15 protein-coding genes are annotated in these 16353 nt (G+C 69.6%); 11 read left to right on the top strand and 4 right to left on the bottom strand.

What is annotated here, in order from left to right; all coding sequences use genetic code 11:
- Positions 1-154: 154 nt before the first annotated feature.
- Together ACIRPT_RS25940 and ACIRPT_RS25935 are read right to left on the bottom strand one after the other, a co-directional pair.
- On the bottom strand, positions 155-826 hold the full coding sequence (locus ACIRPT_RS25940) for a response regulator (protein ID WP_403504344.1): 672 nt from the start codon (positions 824-826) through the stop codon (positions 155-157).
- Between the two features lie 13 nt (positions 827-839).
- Positions 840-1811 (bottom strand): RecB family exonuclease, encoded by a 972-nt coding sequence (locus ACIRPT_RS25935; RefSeq protein WP_403831058.1) that lies wholly within the window; start codon positions 1809-1811, stop codon positions 840-842.
- A gap of 224 nt (positions 1812-2035) precedes the next feature.
- Between ACIRPT_RS25935 and ACIRPT_RS25930 the strand changes: the two genes are divergently transcribed.
- The 3 genes from ACIRPT_RS25930 (at position 2036) to ACIRPT_RS25920 (ending at position 5341) form a co-directional block, all read left to right on the top strand.
- Positions 2036-3247 (top strand): site-2 protease family protein, encoded by a 1212-nt coding sequence (locus ACIRPT_RS25930; RefSeq protein ID WP_403505086.1) that lies wholly within the window; start codon positions 2036-2038, stop codon positions 3245-3247.
- A 346-nt stretch (positions 3248-3593) separates the two neighbouring features.
- Positions 3594-4556, top strand: coding sequence for a tRNA (adenine-N1)-methyltransferase (locus ACIRPT_RS25925; protein WP_403831056.1), 963 nt, complete (start codon positions 3594-3596; stop codon positions 4554-4556).
- Positions 4557-4756: 200 nt separating this feature from the next.
- The gene (locus ACIRPT_RS25920; protein ID WP_403831054.1) at positions 4757-5341 is read left to right on the top strand and encodes a hypothetical protein; all 585 of its coding nucleotides are present in this window, start codon (positions 4757-4759) and stop codon (positions 5339-5341) included.
- Positions 5342-5434: 93 nt separating this feature from the next.
- Here the strand turns inward: ACIRPT_RS25920 and ACIRPT_RS25915 are convergent, their stop codons facing one another.
- On the bottom strand, positions 5435-5731 hold the full coding sequence (locus tag ACIRPT_RS25915) for a ferredoxin (RefSeq protein ID WP_403831052.1): 297 nt from the start codon (positions 5729-5731) through the stop codon (positions 5435-5437).
- 249 nt (positions 5732-5980) lie between these two features.
- Between ACIRPT_RS25915 and arc the strand changes: the two genes are divergently transcribed.
- From arc to prcA, 6 genes are all read left to right on the top strand, one after another.
- Positions 5981-7747: a proteasome ATPase gene (arc, locus tag ACIRPT_RS25910; RefSeq protein ID WP_403504356.1), complete on the top strand. Its 1767-nt coding sequence runs from the start codon at positions 5981-5983 to the stop codon at positions 7745-7747.
- 278 nt (positions 7748-8025) lie between these two features.
- A complete protein-coding gene (dop, locus tag ACIRPT_RS25905) occupies positions 8026-9537 on the top strand; it encodes a depupylase/deamidase Dop (RefSeq protein WP_403504358.1) in 1512 nt (503 codons plus the stop codon).
- Positions 9538-9725: 188 nt separating this feature from the next.
- Positions 9726-9944, top strand: coding sequence for a ubiquitin-like protein Pup (locus tag ACIRPT_RS25900; RefSeq protein WP_363151457.1), 219 nt, complete (start codon positions 9726-9728; stop codon positions 9942-9944).
- 242 nt (positions 9945-10186) lie between these two features.
- The gene (locus tag ACIRPT_RS25895) at positions 10187-10363 is read left to right on the top strand and encodes an endonuclease domain-containing protein (RefSeq protein ID WP_403504361.1); all 177 of its coding nucleotides are present in this window, start codon (positions 10187-10189) and stop codon (positions 10361-10363) included.
- Complete coding sequence (gene prcB, locus ACIRPT_RS25890; protein WP_403831047.1) at positions 10315-11160, top strand: proteasome subunit beta; 846 nt, start codon at positions 10315-10317, stop codon at positions 11158-11160. The genes ACIRPT_RS25895 and prcB overlap by 49 nt, the downstream gene beginning before the upstream one ends.
- A gap of 62 nt (positions 11161-11222) precedes the next feature.
- Positions 11223-12116: a proteasome subunit alpha gene (prcA, locus tag ACIRPT_RS25885; RefSeq protein WP_403831045.1), complete on the top strand. Its 894-nt coding sequence runs from the start codon at positions 11223-11225 to the stop codon at positions 12114-12116.
- 33 nt (positions 12117-12149) lie between these two features.
- Here prcA and ACIRPT_RS25880 read toward each other — a convergent pair whose 3' ends face one another.
- Positions 12150-13256, bottom strand: coding sequence for a LacI family DNA-binding transcriptional regulator (locus ACIRPT_RS25880; protein ID WP_403831043.1), 1107 nt, complete (start codon positions 13254-13256; stop codon positions 12150-12152).
- A gap of 133 nt (positions 13257-13389) precedes the next feature.
- On the opposite strand from ACIRPT_RS25880, the gene ACIRPT_RS25875 reads away from it, so the two are divergent.
- Both ACIRPT_RS25875 and pafA read left to right on the top strand, forming a co-directional pair.
- Positions 13390-14649 (top strand): MFS transporter, encoded by a 1260-nt coding sequence (locus ACIRPT_RS25875; protein WP_403504370.1) that lies wholly within the window; start codon positions 13390-13392, stop codon positions 14647-14649.
- 9 nt (positions 14650-14658) lie between these two features.
- Positions 14659-16020 (top strand): Pup--protein ligase, encoded by a 1362-nt coding sequence (gene pafA / locus ACIRPT_RS25870; protein WP_403831040.1) that lies wholly within the window; start codon positions 14659-14661, stop codon positions 16018-16020.
- Positions 16021-16353: the final 333 nt, after the last annotated feature.

Here is a 16353-nt window from a genome sequence, read left to right as displayed (position 1 = left end):
GGCCCGCGCCGCCCTCTCTTGCCCCGGGCCCTCCACCCGGGTGTCGGGGTTGGGGCTCATACCCTGGGCGGCCGCCCCCCCCCCCCCCCCCCCCCCGGGGGGGGGGGGGCGGGGGCCCCCCCCGGCCCCCGCCCCACCGTCATTGCTGCGCCCGCTACTGCGCGCCGGGGCGCACCAGCCCGCTCTCGTACGCGTACACCGCCGCCTGCACCCGGTCCCGCAGCCCCAGCTTCGTCAGCACATGGCCCACATGCGTCTTCACCGTCGTCTCGCTGACGAACAGATCCGCGGCGATCTCCGCGTTCGACAGCCCCCGCGCCACCAGCTTCAGCACCTCCACCTCCCGCTCGGTGAGGGTGCCCAGAGTGTCCGGCACCGCCTCCTCGCCCGACGGAAGATGGCCCGCGTACTTGTCCAGCAGCCGGCGCGTGATGCTCGGCGCCAGCATCGCCTCGCCCGCCGCCACCACCCGGATCGCCTGCACCAGCTCATTGGCCGGCGCGTCCTTCAGCAGAAAGCCGCTGGCCCCCGCGCGCAGCGCCTCGACGACATATTCGTCCAGGTCAAAGGTCGTCAGCACCAGCACCTTCGCCGGGCCGTCCTTCGCCGGACCGGTGATCTGCCGCGTCGCCTCGACACCGTCCATCCGGGGCATCCGGATGTCCATCAGCACCACATCGGGCTGCAGCGCCCGCACCTGTTCCAGCGCCTGCAGACCGTCACCGGCCTCACCGACGACCGCCAGATCCTGCTCGGCCTCCAGGATCATCCGGAATCCCGTGCGCAGCAGGGGCTGGTCGTCGACCAGCAGGACGCGGATAGCCACGAGCTCTCCTTCGTTAGACCGGCTCCATTCTGCCCTGCTCGCCGCCGCCGTCCGCCGCCGGGCGGACCGTCAGCGGATAGACCGGGGGAGTGCCGCCGAATTCCGGGCAGTGCGCCTGGTGGTCGCACCAGCCGCACAGCTTGGTCGGCCGCGGCCGCCAGTCCCCGGTCTCCGTCGCCAGCCGGATCGCGTCCCACAGCGCCAGCAACTTCCGCTCCACGCCCCGCAGATCGGCCTCGGTCGGGTCGTACGTCACCAGATCGCCGCTGCCCAGATACACCAGCTGCAGCCGCCGCGGCACCGCACCGCTGCGCCGCCACACCACCAGCGCATAGAACTTCATCTGGAACAGCGCGCCCTCGGCGAACTGCGGCCGCGGCGCCTTGCCGGTCTTGTAGTCGACGATCCGCACCTCGCCCGTCGGCGCGACGTCGACCCGGTCGATGAACCCGCGCAGCTGCAGCCCGGACTCCAGCACCGTCTCCACATACAGCTCACGGTCGGCCGGCTCCAGCCGCGTCGGATCCTCCAGCGAGAACCACCGCTCCACCAGCGCCTCGGCCTCCGCCAGCCACGCCGCCAGCCGCTCGCCGTCCGCGTCATCCGCGAACAGCTCCGCCAGCTCCGGCCGCTTGGCCAGCAGCTTCTCCCATTCGCCCGGCACCATCGCCCGCGCACCGGGCGCCGTACGCTCACCCGCCGGCGCATCGAAGAGCCGCTCCAGCACCGCATGCACCACCGTGCCCCGCGTCGCCGCCGCGCTCGGCTTCTCCGGCAGCTTGTCGATCACCCGGAAGCGGTACAGCAGCGGACACTGCATGAAATCGCTCGCCCGCGACGGCGACAGCGCGACCGGTGGCTGCGCCCGGCCCGCCGCCCGCTCGACTTCCGGCGCCACGCGCTGGGCCCCGGGCCCGCCCGTGGTCCCCTGTCCGTCCTGCCCGCCCTGCGCGGCCGGCTCGGCCCTCTCGGTGCTCGTTCCCATGCCACCGACCCTACGGCCCGCCACTGACAAGCGCGTACGGCCTACGCACGACCTGCGCCCGGCGGGGCCCCACAGCGGATACGGGCCGAACGCTCCGCATACCATCGACGCCGTACCCCTTTGCCCTGCATGATCGTGAGATCGCGACAAGCAGGCGCAGAGGCCGCATTCGACGAGGGGACGCCGTGGACGACAGCGGGAAGCCGCAGGACCCCCAGGAGTCCGTGCAGCACCGGCCGCCCGAGCCGCCCAGGGACGCCAAAGAGACCAAGGCACCGGGGCGCAAGAAGGGCGGCGGCATCCTCATGGGCCGCCCCTTCGGCGTGCCCGTCTACGTCGCGCCCAGCTGGTTCGTCGTCGCCGCCCTGATCACCTGGGTCTTCGGCGGCCAGCTCGAGCGCGTCCTGCCCGAACTCGGCGCCGCCCGCTACCTCGTCTCCCTCTTCTTCGCCGTCGCCTTCTACGCCTCGGTGCTCGTCCACGAACTCGCCCACACCGTCGCAGCGCTGCGCTTCAAGCTCCCCGTACGCCGCATCCAGCTGCAGTTCTTCGGCGGCGTCTCGGAGATCGAGAAGGAGTCCGAGACCCCCGGCCGGGAATTCGTCCTCGCCTTCGTCGGCCCGCTGCTCTCCCTCGTCCTGGCCGGCGTCTTCTACGGCGGCATGTACCTGGTCGAGCCCGGCACCGTCCCCGGTGTCCTGCTCGCCGGGCTGATGATCTCCAACCTCATCGTGGCGATCTTCAACCTGCTGCCCGGCCTCCCCCTGGACGGCGGCCGGATGCTGCGCGCCGTCGTCTGGAAGATCACCGGCAAGCCCATGACCGGCACCGTCGCCGCCGCCTGGGTCGGCCGCGCGCTCGCCGTCACGGTCCTCATCGGCCTCCCGCTGCTCACCCACACCGGCGCTCTGGGCACCGCCCCCGAAGAGCTCGGCGGCGCCGACTCGCTCACCGACGCCCTGCTCGCCGCGATCCTCGCCGCCATCATCTGGACCGGCGCCGGAAACAGCCTGCGCATGGCCCGGCTGCGCGAGCGCCTCCCGGACCTCACCGCCCGCACCCTCACCCGCCGCGCCGTCCCCGTGGAGAGCGACACCCCGCTCTCCGAGGCGCTGCGCCGCGCCAACGACGCCGGCGCCCGCGCCCTGGTCGTCGTCGACCGCCAGGGCAGCCCCACCGCCGTGGTCCGCGAGGCCGCCATCGTCGGCGTCCCCGACCACCGCCGCCCCTGGGTCCCCGTGGGCACCCTCGCCCAGGACCTCAAGGACGGCATGCGCGTCTCGGCCGAACTCGCCGGCGAGGACCTCCTGGAATACCTGCGCGCCACGCCCGCCACCGAATACCTCGTCGTCGAGGAGACCGGCGAGATCTACGGCGTCCTGTCGACGGCCGACGTGGAACGGGCCTTCGTCTCGGCGATGGCCCGCCGGTCCTGACGCCTGCCCCGGCGGCCGTCCCGCACGCGACTCCGGGACGCGCGTCCCGATGTTCGCCGTGCCCCTCGTCGTGACGCGCGCGCTTCGCCTCCGGCACCCCTGGGTAACCCCCAGCCGGGGGGAGCGCCGTGTTCGACGGGCCAGATAGCACCCAGGGCCGCGTACGCCGCCCCGCCCCCCGGCTCAGCGGACCGCCGCCCCCCGGACCGCCCGGCCCACCGAACGGCTCGCCCCCGTCCACCGGACAGCCCGCCACGGCCACCCGACAGCCCGTTCCCGCCCGCCGCACCCCCGCCCGCCCCGCCCACTGGTCCGCCCCGCCCCGATCGGCCGGTAGGCTGGTCACATGTCCGAACCGACCGGTGCCGCCCGCCGTCGCGGGCCCTTCAAGGTCGGGGACCAGGTCCAGCTCACCGACCCCAAGGGACGCCACTACACCTTCACGCTCGAAGAGGGAAAAAGCTTCCACACCCACAAGGGAGCCTTCCCCCACGACGAGCTGATCGGTGCTCCCGAGGGCAGTGTTGTCCGTACCACCGGGAACGTCGCCTACCTTGCGCTGCGCCCGCTGCTCCCCGACTACGTCCTGTCCATGCCCCGCGGCGCCGCCGTGGTCTACCCCAAGGACGCGGGGCAGATCCTGGCGATGGCCGACATCTTCCCCGGCGCCCGCGTCGTCGAGGCCGGTGTGGGCTCCGGCTCGCTCAGCAGCTTCCTGCTGCGCGCCATCGGCGACGACGGCATGCTGCACTCCTACGAGCGCCGCGCCGACTTCGCCGAGATCGCCACGCAGAATGTGGAGCGCTACTTCGGCGGCCCGCACCCCGCGTGGACGCTCACCGTCGGTGACCTCCAGGACAACCTCTCCGACACCGACGTCGACCGCGTCATCCTCGACATGCTCGCCCCCTGGGAGTGCCTGGAGGCCGTCTCCAAGGCCCTGGTCCCCGGCGGCATCCTCTGCGCCTACGTCGCCACGACCACGCAGCTGGCCCGCACCGTCGAGGCGATCCGCGAGCACGGCACCTTCAACGAGCCCTCGGCCTGGGAAACCATGGTCCGCACCTGGCACGTCGAGGGCCTCGCCGTCCGCCCCGATCACCGCATGATCGGCCACACCGGCTTCCTGCTCACCGCCCGCCGCCTCGCCGACGGCGTCGAGCCCCCGCTGCGCCGCCGCCGCCCCGCCAAGGGCGCGTACGGCGAGGACTACACCGGCCCCGGCAAGAAGGCCCAGGGCGCGGCCTCCGACGGCTCCGACGGCACTAACAGTGCCGACGCCACCGAAGGCGCCACGGACCGCGGCTGACCGTCCCGGACCGGCTACCGAACCACCAGGCGCCGTCGACGAGTTCCCCAGGGAGCCGCCGGCGGCGCCGTTCGTTCACCTCTGCGCTCACCGCGTGATCAGCGCGTAAAACTCCGGTCCGGCTGGTTCCGCGCCGTCGCCTCCTGTGGAACGATGCTGGGCACTCCCACCGCAACAGCTCTTCACAGGAGTTACCCCGCGTGCAGCCCTTGGCAGGCCAGGACCTTTTGCATACCCAGCCCCACCCCATGCACTGGCTCGCCACAGCCACCGCCGTCTCGGCGGTCGTCGCGGCCGCGTCCTTCATCCAGCCGCCGGACGCCACGGCCACCACCACCCACGGCACGAAAACCGGCCGGCACGTCGCGGCCGCCCCCGACCCGGCCAAGGTCACCTTTCCCGTCAACTGCGGACCCAACCGCCTCGACGTGGCGAAACAGACGTCCGGCGACCTCGACGGCGACGGCACCACCGAGACCGTCGCGGTGGTGCGCTGCCACAGTGAGACCGGCACCCCGCCCAGCGGCGTCTTCGTCCTCGCCCAGCCGACCGACCCCAAGGCCGCACCGCGGGTCGTGGCGACCCTTCTCGCGCCCTCCCAGAGGCTCACCGTCCAGGACCTCGCCCTGCAGCGCGGCGAGATCTCCGCGACGCTGCTGGGCTACTCCACGCTCGACGTACCTCGCTGCTGCCCCGACGTCCACAGGAGCGCCAAGTGGCAGTGGAAGGACGGGAAGTTCATCCAGAGTGAGCTGCCGGCCGGCGCGAGCACCGAGGGTGCCTGATCCCTCACTCGATGTGCGCGTAAGTGCGGTATCGCCTACGTTCCGCCTACGCCGCGTCTGCGAAACGTCTACTCTGCGTTGCCGTCGTGCCGGCTAGTCCGCGTCCGGCCCGTAGACCTCGACCCGGTCCGCGACCCGGCGCACATGAATGCAGTCACCGGGGCATTCCTTGGCCGAGTCCCGGACGTCGTTGAGCAGCGTGAGCGGGACGGGCGTTGTGGCCCCCTTGTCCTGGAGCAGCTCGTCCTCCGCGCTCTTGACATACGCCAGACCGTCGATATCGAGCTCGAAGACCTCCGGGGCGTACTGGACGCAGATCCCGTCGCCGGTGCACAGGTCCTGGTCGATCCAGACTTCAAGCTCTGGAGAGGCTTCTTCCTGCGCGGTCATCTCGCCTGCCGTTCCTACGTACGTGAAGCGTTTTTGTCTAAGTGGCGCCAGCCCTGACGGGTGTTGACCGACTCGACGATACAACCGCTCGCTTTCCGATGTTGTTGGGTGGGTATTCCCTTGGCGTGAGGACGTGCGCAAGGGTGAAGATCGGACACACCCCGACAGTCTTTTCGATCTAGGGGTTTCAACCTGCACCGGCCCAGGTAGGGTCAGGAAGCGTCCAGCTCCTTGGAGGAGGTGAGGACCGTGGCAGCCCACGACGACGACATCAACCGCGGCATCCGGCCGGGGCGAGGGTCTGAAGATCCAGCCGGCCAGGTTGCCTATCTTGAGCAGGAGATCGCCGTCCTGCGACGCAAGCTCGCCGACTCTCCGCGGCACACGAGGATTCTCGAAGAGCGGATCGTCGAGCTGCAGACCAACCTGGCCGGCGTTTCCGCCCAGAACGAGCGACTCGCCAATACTCTCCGCGAGGCCCGCGACCAGATCGTCGCGCTCAAGGAGGAAGTCGACCGGCTCGCGCAGCCGCCGGCCGGCTTCGGTGTCTTCCTGCAGGCGAACGAGGACGGCACGGCCGACATTTTCACCGGAGGCAGAAAACTCCGCGTCAATGTCAGCCCCAGCGTCGAGCTCGAGGACCTCCGGCGCGGCCAGGAGGTCATGCTCAACGAAGCGCTCAATGTGGTCGAAGCCATGGAGTTCGAGAGCGCCGGGGACATCGTCACCCTCAAGGAAATCCTTGAGGACGGCGAGCGCGCCCTGGTCATCGGGCACACCGACGAGGAACGGGTGGTGCGGCTCGCCGAGCCTCTCCTGGACATCACCATCCGCCCCGGCGACGCCCTGCTCCTCGAGCCCCGCTCCGGCTACGTCTACGAAGTCATCCCGAAGAGCGAGGTCGAGGAACTCGTCCTCGAAGAGGTCCCGGACATCGACTACACCAAGATCGGCGGTCTGGGCGGCCAGATCGAACTGATCCGGGACGCGGTCGAGCTTCCGTACCTCTACCCCGACCTCTTCAAGGAGCACGAACTCCGCCCGCCCAAGGGCGTCTTGCTCTACGGCCCCCCCGGCTGCGGCAAGACACTCATCGCCAAGGCGGTCGCCAACTCCCTTGCCAAGAAGGTCGCCGAGGTGACCGGGCAGCCCGCGGGGAAGAGCTTCTTCCTCAACATCAAGGGCCCCGAGCTGCTCAACAAGTACGTCGGTGAGACGGAGCGGCACATCCGGCTGGTCTTCCAGCGGGCGAGGGAAAAGGCCAGCGAGGGCACGCCCGTCATCGTCTTCTTCGACGAGATGGACTCGCTCTTCCGCACCCGGGGATCCGGCGTCAGCTCGGACGTGGAGAACACCATCGTCCCGCAGCTGCTCTCCGAGATCGACGGTGTGGAGGGCCTCGAGAACGTCATCGTGATCGGTGCCTCGAACCGCGAGGACATGATCGACCCGGCGATCCTGCGCCCCGGCCGCCTCGACGTGAAGATCAAGATCGAGCGTCCGGACGCGGAGGCCGCCAAGGACATCTTCTCGAAGTACCTCACGGAAAATCTGCCGCTGCACGCAGACGATCTCTCCGAGCACGGTGATTCCCGTAAGGCCGCGGTCAGTGCGATGATCCAGTCGGTCGTCGAGCAGATGTATGCGGAATCCGAGGAGAATCGCTTCCTCGAGGTCACCTATGCCAATGGTGACAAGGAAGTCCTTTACTTCAAGGACTTCAACTCCGGAGCGATGATCGAAAACATCGTCGGACGTGCGAAGAAGATGGCCATCAAGGCCTTCCTCGAGCACAATCAAAAGGGCCTGCGGGTCTCCCATCTCCTCCAGGCTTGCGTGGACGAGTTCAAGGAGAACGAGGACCTTCCCAACACCACCAACCCGGACGACTGGGCCCGCATCTCCGGCAAGAAGGGCGAGCGGATCGTTTACATCCGTACGCTTGTCACCGGAAAGCAGGGCGCCGACACCGGCCGCTCCATCGACACGGTGGCGAATACCGGCCAATACCTGTAACACCGCACTCCGGCTGCGGATGTCCTGCACGGGGCGTCCGCAGCCGGACGCTTTTTCCGGGGCCGCATGGGCCGGCCCCCGTCAAGAGCGCGATGGACCAGGGAAAACCGGACTGGAGCAATGACTGTAATGATCTCCCCAGAGCCGCAAAGGCGTTCTAGGCTCGTCGGTACCGCCGCGTCACGCTGTGCGGGAGCGGGGAACGCACACGGACCGGAAGCGCAGCGGTACTTGAGCGCCGACCCCATCCGGGGGCGCCGCCGGGCAAGGAGGGCCGCATGACCGTACGGCGAGTAATGGGGATCGAGACGGAGTACGGGATCTCCGTCCCCGGCCACCCGAATGCCAATGCCATGCTCACCTCGTCCCAGGTCGTCAACGCCTACGCGGCCGCGATGCACCAGGAACGACGTGCTCGCTGGGACTTCGAGGAGGAGAACCCGCTGCGGGACGCCCGCGGCTTCGACCTCGCCCGCGAGGCGGCAGACTCCAGTCAGCTCACCGACGAGGACATCGGCCTGGCCAATGTGATCCTCACCAACGGGGCCCGGCTCTACGTCGACCACGCACACCCCGAATACAGTGCCCCCGAGGTCACCAATCCCCGGGACGCCGTCCTGTGGGACAAGGCCGGCGAGCGGATCATGGCCGAGGCGGCCGCGCGGGCCGCCCAGGTCCCCGGGGCCCAGCCCATCCACCTCTACAAGAACAACACCGACAACAAGGGCGCGTCCTACGGCACGCACGAGAACTACCTGATGAAGCGGGAAACCCCGTTCTCGGACATCGTGCGCCATCTGACCCCCTTCTTCGTCTCCCGCCAGGTGGTCACGGGCGCCGGCCGGGTCGGCATCGGCCAGGACGGCCATGAGCACGGCTTCCAGCTCAGCCAGCGAGCCGACTACTTCGAGGTGGAGGTCGGGCTGGAGACGACCCTCAAGCGCCCCATCATCAACACGCGCGACGAGCCGCACGCGGACGCGGAGAAATACCGCCGCCTGCACGTGATCATCGGGGACGCGAACCTCTCCGAGATCTCGACGTACCTCAAGCTCGGCACGACGTCCCTGGTCCTGTCCATGATCGAGGACGGCTTCATCGCCGTCGACCTGGCCGTCGACCAGCCCGTACGCACCCTCCACCACGTCTCCCACGACCCCACCCTGCAACACCTCATCACCCTCCGCAGCGGGCGCACGCTCACCGCCGTACAGCTCCAGATGGAGTACTTCGAGCTGGCCCGCAAGTACGTCGAGGACCGCTACGGCGCGGATGCGGACGAGCAGACCAAGGACGTGCTGACCAGGTGGGAGGACGTACTGGGGCGGCTGGAGAACGACCCGATGAGCCTGTCGGGCGAGCTGGACTGGGTCGCCAAGCGCGAGCTGATGGAGGGCTACCGCCGGCGCGACGGCCTCGACTGGGACGCGGCGCGGCTGCACCTCATCGACCTGCAGTACGCCGACGTACGCGCCGAAAAGGGCCTGTACAACCGTCTGGCGGCCCGCGGCAAGATGAAGCGGCTGCTGGACGACGCCGACGTCGAGCGGGCCCAGCAGAAGCCACCGGAGGACACCAGGGCCTACTTCCGCGGCCGCTGCCTGGAGCAGTACGCCGACGACGTCGCGGCCGCGTCCTGGGACTCGGTGATCTTCGATCTCCCGGGCCGTGACTCGCTGCAACGGGTCCCCACCCTGGAACCGCTGCGCGGCACCCGGAAGCACGTCAAGGAGCTCCTGGACCGCTGTCGTACGGCCGAGGAGCTGGTGAGGACGCTTTCCGGCCGCTGACGCCCGGCGGATTCGGGACAGATTCAGGCCGATCGATGGCCGATGCGCGGCTGAAATGGCCGCGGTCCGGGAATGATCCTGGAGACTCCCGGACGTTGCACCAAGTGCAGGGCCGATGTCGGACCCTGCTTGTAGGGTCGGATCTTGAAGGTCACATCGAGCGGGGCGAACCGAGCGGGGTGAGGGATATGGCGACCAAGGACAGCGGCGGCGGGCAGCAGAAGGCCACGCGTTCCACCGAAGAGGTCGAGGAGCAGACGCAGGACGCGCAGGCTTCGGAAGACCTCAAGGAACGCCAGGAGAAATTGTCGGACGACGTGGATTCGGTGCTGGACGAAATCGACGATGTCCTCGAGGAAAACGCCGAGGACTTTGTTCGGTCATTTGTCCAGAAGGGCGGCGAGTAGTCCGAAGATGTCCGCATCTGCATGGGGAGGGGAATTACTCGCGATGCAGGCGGACATTGTCCTCGGTCGTATTCGCCGGTCACCCCTCCCTGTGTGACGGGCCGCGGGCGGACTGCCGGAAGCGCTCTGCGAGCGCTGCCGGCAGCGCCGGGGCGGGCCGGGAGAGCGATTTCCCGGCGCGCTTACGGTATGACCGGAGATGACCGGTGCCGGATGCGCCGCGATGATCCCGGTCCCGGCATGTGGATCACGACCACCAGACGGGTAAGGTCCGAGACGTACTGTGCTTCAGCTGCAACGCAGCCTTGGGCCAATTCAAGGATCGGCCGGACGTTTTGAGGCGGGCGGCCGAGTATCCGGAAGGAAACGTGTGGAAGCCAACACTCGTAGCACCGGGCGTCTGCCAGCGGCCTTCCTGACGCCTGGATCCTCGTCGTTCATGGACTTTCTCGGTGCGCACTCGCCCGATCTGCTGCCGGGCAACCGCCCGTTGCCGCCCGTGCAGGGGGCTATCGAGGCGCCGCACGGGACGACGATCGTGGCGACGTCGTTCCCCGGCGGTGTGGTGCTCGCCGGTGACCGCCGGGCGACGATGGGCAATGTCATCGCGCAGCGCGACATCGAGAAGGTCTTTCCGGCCGATGAGTACTCCGCGGTCGGCATCGCCGGCACGGCCGGTCTCGCCGTGGAGATGGTCAAGCTGTTCCAGCTGGAGCTGGAGCACTTCGAGAAGGTGGAAGGCGCCCAACTCTCCCTGGAGGGCAAGGCGAACCGCCTTTCCACGATGATCCGCGGCAATCTCGGGATGGCCATGCAGGGCCTGGCGATCGTGCCGCTGTTCGCCGGCTGGGACGTGGACCGCCAGAAGGGCCGGATCTTCTCCTACGACGTCACCGGCGGGCGCTCCGAGGAGCACGGCTTCGCGTCGACGGGCTCGGGTTCCGTCTTCGCCCGCGGTGCTCTCAAGAAGCTCTACCGCGAGGACTTCACGGAGAATCAGGCCGCCACGGCCGTGGTCCAGGCGCTGTACGACGCGGCGGACGACGACTCGGCGACGGGCGGGCCGGATCTGGCCCGGCGGATCTATCCGATCGTCACCGTGATCACCGAGGACGGCTTCAAGAAGCTGACCGAGGCCGAGGTGTCGGAGATCGCCCGTGCCATTCATGAGCGCCGCCTCGACCAGCCCGATGGCCCGCGCGCCGCGCTGCTCTGACGGGACGGATGACCATGCATGCGCCAGTGAGAGAGCCATTGACAGAAAGGGACGGATAGCCGGTGTCGACGCCGTTCTATGTCTCACCCCAGCAGGCCATGGCCGATCGCGCCGAGTACGCCCGCAAGGGCATCGCGCGCGGCCGCAGTGTCGTGGTGCTGCAGTACACCGACGGCGTGGTTTTCGTCGCCGAGAATCCCTCCCGCGCCCTGCACAAGGTCAGCGAGATCTATGACCGCATCGCCTTTGCGGCGGTCGGCAAATACAACGAGTTCGAGAATCTGCGGATCGGCGGTGTGCGCTATGCCGATCTGCGGGGTTACACCTACGACCGCGAGGACGTGACCGCACGCGGCCTGGCGAACGTCTATGCCCAGACGCTGGGCACGATCTTCTCCAGCGCAGCGGAGAAGCCGTACGAGGTCGAGCTGATCGTCGCCGAGGTCGGAAACGGCCCCGAGGACGACCAGATCTACCGGCTGCCGCACGACGGGTCGATCGTGGACGAGCACGGCTCGGTCGCGGTGGGCGGCAACGCCGATCAGATCAGCAGCTATCTCGACCAGCACCACCGTGAGGGAATGACGCTGGGCGAGGCGCTGAAGCTGGCGGTGGATTCGCTGTCGCGGGACACCAATGGCGGCGAGCGCACGCTGACCGCGGAGCATCTCGAGGTCGCCACGCTGGACCGCACGCGGCCGCAGCAGCGGAAGTTCAAGCGGATCCTGGGGCGTCAGCTGTCCCGGCTGCTGGATGAGCACGGCGGCGCGGACGGCGGGAAGTCGCCGGACGGTGACGCGGGCGATGCGGCCGGCGAGGGTTCCGCAGCGGAGGCCTCGGGCGCTTCGGATGCCGCGGCCAAGGCTCCTAAGTCCCCGAAGTCCCCCAAGGGCGATGCCGGTTCGGGTTCCTCGGAGGACGGCGGCGGTTCCGAGGGGTCGTCGGCCGACTCGTAAGGCCGGGCGTTCTTCCTCGCGCGCCCCGGTGGGTCATCGCCCGCCGGGGCGCGCGCTGTTGTGGGCGTCGGCGGGCGGCGGGGCCGTGGAGCCGCGGGCGATCAGTTCCACCGGGAGGGTGGGGGGCGCGGGGCGGTCGCCGTCGAGTACGGCCATCAGGGCCCGCATGCCCGCTTCGCCGAACTCCTCGGCGGGCAGTCGCACGGTCGTCAGCTCCGGTTCGACGGCGACGGCGAGCGCGAGGTCGTCGAATCCGGTGACGGAGATGTCTTCGGGGATCCGCAGGCCCAGCCGGCGTACGGCCTTGCAGGCGCCGGCGGCGATGATGTCGTCGTCGCACAGGAGGGCCGTGGGGCGGGGGCCGGGGGCGGTCAGTGCGGCGTGGGCGGCGTGCAGACCGGCATCGACGGCGAGGGCGGCCGGTTGCCGGCGCAGGAGTGTGCCGGGGACATCGGCGAGGGCGTCCGCGACGGCGCGGGCGCGCAGTGCGAAGGTCCAGGAGTCCACGTCGGCCGCGAGGTGGGTGATGCGGCGGTGGCCGAGGACGGTCAGATGGGCCGCCAACTGGCGTGCGCCGTCGGCGATATCGAGGTTGACGGTGGCGCCGGCGCGGTCGTCGTCGGGGTCGCTGTCGAGCATGACCAGGGGCAGGCCGGCGTCGCGGAGCGCGGTGAGGGCTTCGGCGGCCATGGAGGAGGCGATCACGCCGTCCAGGGCGGCCGCGGCGGAGTCGAAGGGGTCGCGGGCCGGGCCCAGGCCCTCGGGGGAGGGGTAGAGCACCACGCCGAAGCCGTGGTCGGCGGCGGCGCGGGCGGCGCCGGTGTAGACCCGGGCGAAGAATTCGGTGGTGAGGGCGGGGACGACGAGGAGCGCGGTGCGGGTGCGGCCCATGCGCAGGCTGCGGGCGGCGAGGTTCGGGCGGTAGCCGAGCTCACGGGCGGCGGTGCGGACCGCCTCGGCCTTGGCGGGGGAGACCCGGCCGCGCCATTTGCCGCCGACGACGAGGGAGACGGCGGCCTGTGAGACCCCGGCGGCCTGGGCGACGTCCCGGCTGGTGATGCGGGCCGCGGCGGCCGGGCCGGGGGTACCGCCGAATGGCGGCCGGGACAGGCCGGGCGGTGTGGCCTCGTGACTGGTCACCGGGTGGGTCACTCCTTGGGTGCGGCCGCTGCGGGGTGGACCCGCGGGTGCCGCCATGGTACGTATAACGTCAAAGGTTATACGTAAAACGTCCGGCGGGGCCGGGCGCGACCACCGAGGGAAAGGGGTGGCGATGGCCGCGCGATATGCGGAGCTGCTCGGAACCCGGCACGCCGTCCGGCTGCTGGCGGGCACGCTGATCGGCAGGCTGCCGAACGCCACCGCGGCGCTGGCGATCGTCCTGTTCGCCCGCGCCGAGGGCGGCAGCTACGCCCTCGCCGGCGCGCTCTCCGCCGTCTACGGCGTCTGCAACGCGATCGGCCAGCCGCTGCTCGGGCGCGCCGTGGACCTGTGGGGGCAGCCGCGGGTGATGCTGCCCGCCTCGGTGCTCTCCGCCCTCGGGATGGCGCTGTTGGCCGCCGTCGGCCTGGATCCGCTGTGGGTCGCGTATGCCGCCATGGTGATCGCCGGATTCTTCACCCCGCCGCTGGAGGGCGGCCTGCGGGCGCTGTGGCCCGGGGTCCTCAAGCGCCCGGACCGGGTGCATGCCGCATATGCGCTGGACGCGGTGGCGCAGGAAGTCATGTTCGCGGTGGGGCCGTTGCTGGTGACGCTGTGCGTGGCGGCCTGGTCCGCGGGCGCGGCGCTGCTGATCATCAATGCGGTCGGGGTGCTCGGCGCGCTGTCCGTCGTCGTCTCGCCGCCGTCCCGCCAGTGGCGCAGCGGGCCGCGCGAGGCGCACTGGCTGGGGGCGCTGCGCTCGGCCGGGCTGCTGGTGCTGATCGGGGCGTTCTTCTTCGTCGGGCTGGCGCTGGGGTCGATAGCGGTCGCCGCGGTGGCGTACGCGGACGAGCACGGCGGGGGCATGGTCTCGAGCTATCTGCTCTCCGCGCTGGGTGCCGGCGCACTGGCCGGCGGCATCGTCTACGGCGCCCGCGAGTGGCCCGGGCAGCCGGAGAGCCGGCTGCGGCTGCTCATCGGCCTTCTGGCGCTGGGGTATCTGCCGCTGGCGCTGGCACCTGGGGTGGCCGGGATGACGGCGCTCACCGGGGTCGCCGGGGTGTTTCTGGCGCCCGCGCTCGCCTGCGCGTTCGTGGTGGTGGACCGGCATGCGCCCAAGGGCACGGTGACGGAGGCGTTTTCGTGGCTGGTGACGACGTTCGGGGTCGGTTCCGCGGTGGGTGCCTCGGTGGTGGGCCCGGCGGTGGAGGGCGGCGGTTCGACGGCGGGATTCGCGGTGGCCGGTGCCGGGGGAATTGCGGCGCTGCTCGTCCTTTTGTCGACGAAGCGATTTCTGGGGGAGCCGGTGCAGCGTACGGCGGGTGCGGCCTCGGCGGAAAATGATCGGAACGGGGCCGTCGAACCCGGTTTCAGAGCAGGCCGTCAGGCGTAATGTTCAGTCATGGACCGCCGCATTTTCGGGCTGGAGAACGAGTACGGCGTCACGTGCACGTTCAGGGGACAGCGCCGACTGTCGCCTGACGAAGTGGCGCGGTACCTCTTCCGCCGTGTTGTGTCATGGGGCCGCAGCAGCAATGTCTTCCTGCGGAACGGCGCCCGCCTGTACTTGGACGTGGGATCGCATCCGGAATACGCAACCCCCGAGTGCGACAACGTGACCGAGCTGGTCACGCACGACAAGGCCGGCGAGCGCATTCTCGAAGGCCTGCTCGTCGATGCCGAACGCCGCCTGCACGAGGAGGGAATCGCGGGCGACGTCTATCTCTTCAAGAACAACACCGATTCGGCGGGAAACTCCTACGGCTGCCACGAGAACTATCTCGTCGCCCGTCATGGTGAGTTCTCCCGGCTCGCGGACATCCTCATTCCGTTCCTCGTCACCCGGCAGCTGCTGTGCGGCGCCGGCAAGGTGCTGCAGACCCCGCGCGGCGCCGTCTACTGCGTCAGCCAGCGCGCGGAGCACATCTGGGAGGGCGTCTCCTCGGCGACGACCCGCTCCCGGCCGATCATCAACACCCGCGACGAACCGCATGCGGACGCGGAGCGCTACCGCCGGCTGCATGTCATCGTCGGCGACTCCAACATGTCCGAGACGACCATGCTGCTCAAGGTCGGAGCCACCGATCTCGTCCTGCGCATGATCGAGGCGGGCACGGTCATGCGCGATCTGACGCTGGAGAACCCGATCCGCGCCATCCGCGAGGTCAGCCACGACATCACCGGTCAGCGCAAGGTGCGGCTGGCCAGCGGGCGGGAGGCCTCGGCGCTCGAGGTGCAGCAGGAGTACTACGAAAAGGCCGTCGACTTCTGTGAGCGCCGCGGAATCCGTACGGGAACGGTCGAGCGGGTTCTGGAGTTGTGGGGCCGTACCCTCGAGGCAATCCGGGACCAGGAGCTGGACCGTATTGCGACCGAGATCGACTGGGTGATGAAACATCAGCTCATCGAGCGGTATCGCACAAAGAACAACATCACCATGTCGCACCCCAGGGTGGCGCAGATAGACCTCGCGTATCACGACATCCACCGTCGCCGGGGGCTTTACTACCTCCTGGAGCGGAAGGGGCAAGCGGCGCGGATCTGCAACGACTTGAAGATCTTCGAGGGCAAGTCGGTGCCGCCGCAGACCACCCGCGCAAGGCTGCGCGGCGATTTCATCCGCCGGGCCCAGGAACAGCGCCGCGATTTCACCGTCGACTGGGTGCATCTCAAGCTCAATGACCAGGCGCAGCGCACGGTGCTGTGCAAGGACCCGTTCCGCTCGGTGGACGACAGAGTGGAGAAGCTGATCGCCGGGATGTGACCCATTCCGGGCGCGATTCCGGGGCGTTTGCCGCTCTCGGTATCGGGACGGATTCCCTGCGTGACCAGCGCGCGGGAATCCGGCCCGTTCAAAGGTGGGCGTCCTCAGGCGTGTGATGCCGGTGATGAAGCCGGTCGGATGGGAAAGTGGCGGGGGCCGTGTGACACGGCCCCCGCCACTGTCGCGTGGCGTGGCTAGAGTGGCACCGTCCATTCACTTTGATCGCAGCCCGTTTTGAGGGATATACGTGCGCCGACGCCGAATCGCAGCCCTGATCGCCGTGCCCCTGCTTCTTGTTTCCGCAGCGGCCTGCGGCGATGACGACTCATCCGA

It is taken from the genome of Streptomyces sp. NPDC101227, from assembly GCF_044767545.1.
In the GTDB taxonomy this organism is placed as follows: Bacteria; Actinomycetota; Actinomycetes; order Streptomycetales; family Streptomycetaceae; genus Streptomyces.
The sequence above is the reverse complement of the archived record's forward strand: the minus strand, read 5'-3'. Positions and strand labels throughout refer to the sequence as shown.

Coding starts and splice junctions, on each gene's coding strand:
- ACIRPT_RS25925 (WP_403831056.1), top strand. CDS start 3,594: ATGTCCGAACCGACCGGTGCCGCCCGCCGTCGCGGGCCCTTCAAGGTC.
- ACIRPT_RS25875 (WP_403504370.1), top strand. CDS start 13,390: ATGGCCGCGCGATATGCGGAGCTGCTCGGAACCCGGCACGCCGTCCGG.
- dop (WP_403504358.1), top strand. CDS start 8,026: ATGACCGTACGGCGAGTAATGGGGATCGAGACGGAGTACGGGATCTCC.
- ACIRPT_RS25915 (WP_403831052.1), bottom strand. CDS start 5,731: ATGACCGCGCAGGAAGAAGCCTCTCCAGAGCTTGAAGTCTGGATCGAC.
- ACIRPT_RS25935 (WP_403831058.1), bottom strand. CDS start 1,811: ATGGGAACGAGCACCGAGAGGGCCGAGCCGGCCGCGCAGGGCGGGCAG.
- ACIRPT_RS25900 (WP_363151457.1), top strand. CDS start 9,726: ATGGCGACCAAGGACAGCGGCGGCGGGCAGCAGAAGGCCACGCGTTCC.
- pafA (WP_403831040.1), top strand. CDS start 14,659: ATGGACCGCCGCATTTTCGGGCTGGAGAACGAGTACGGCGTCACGTGC.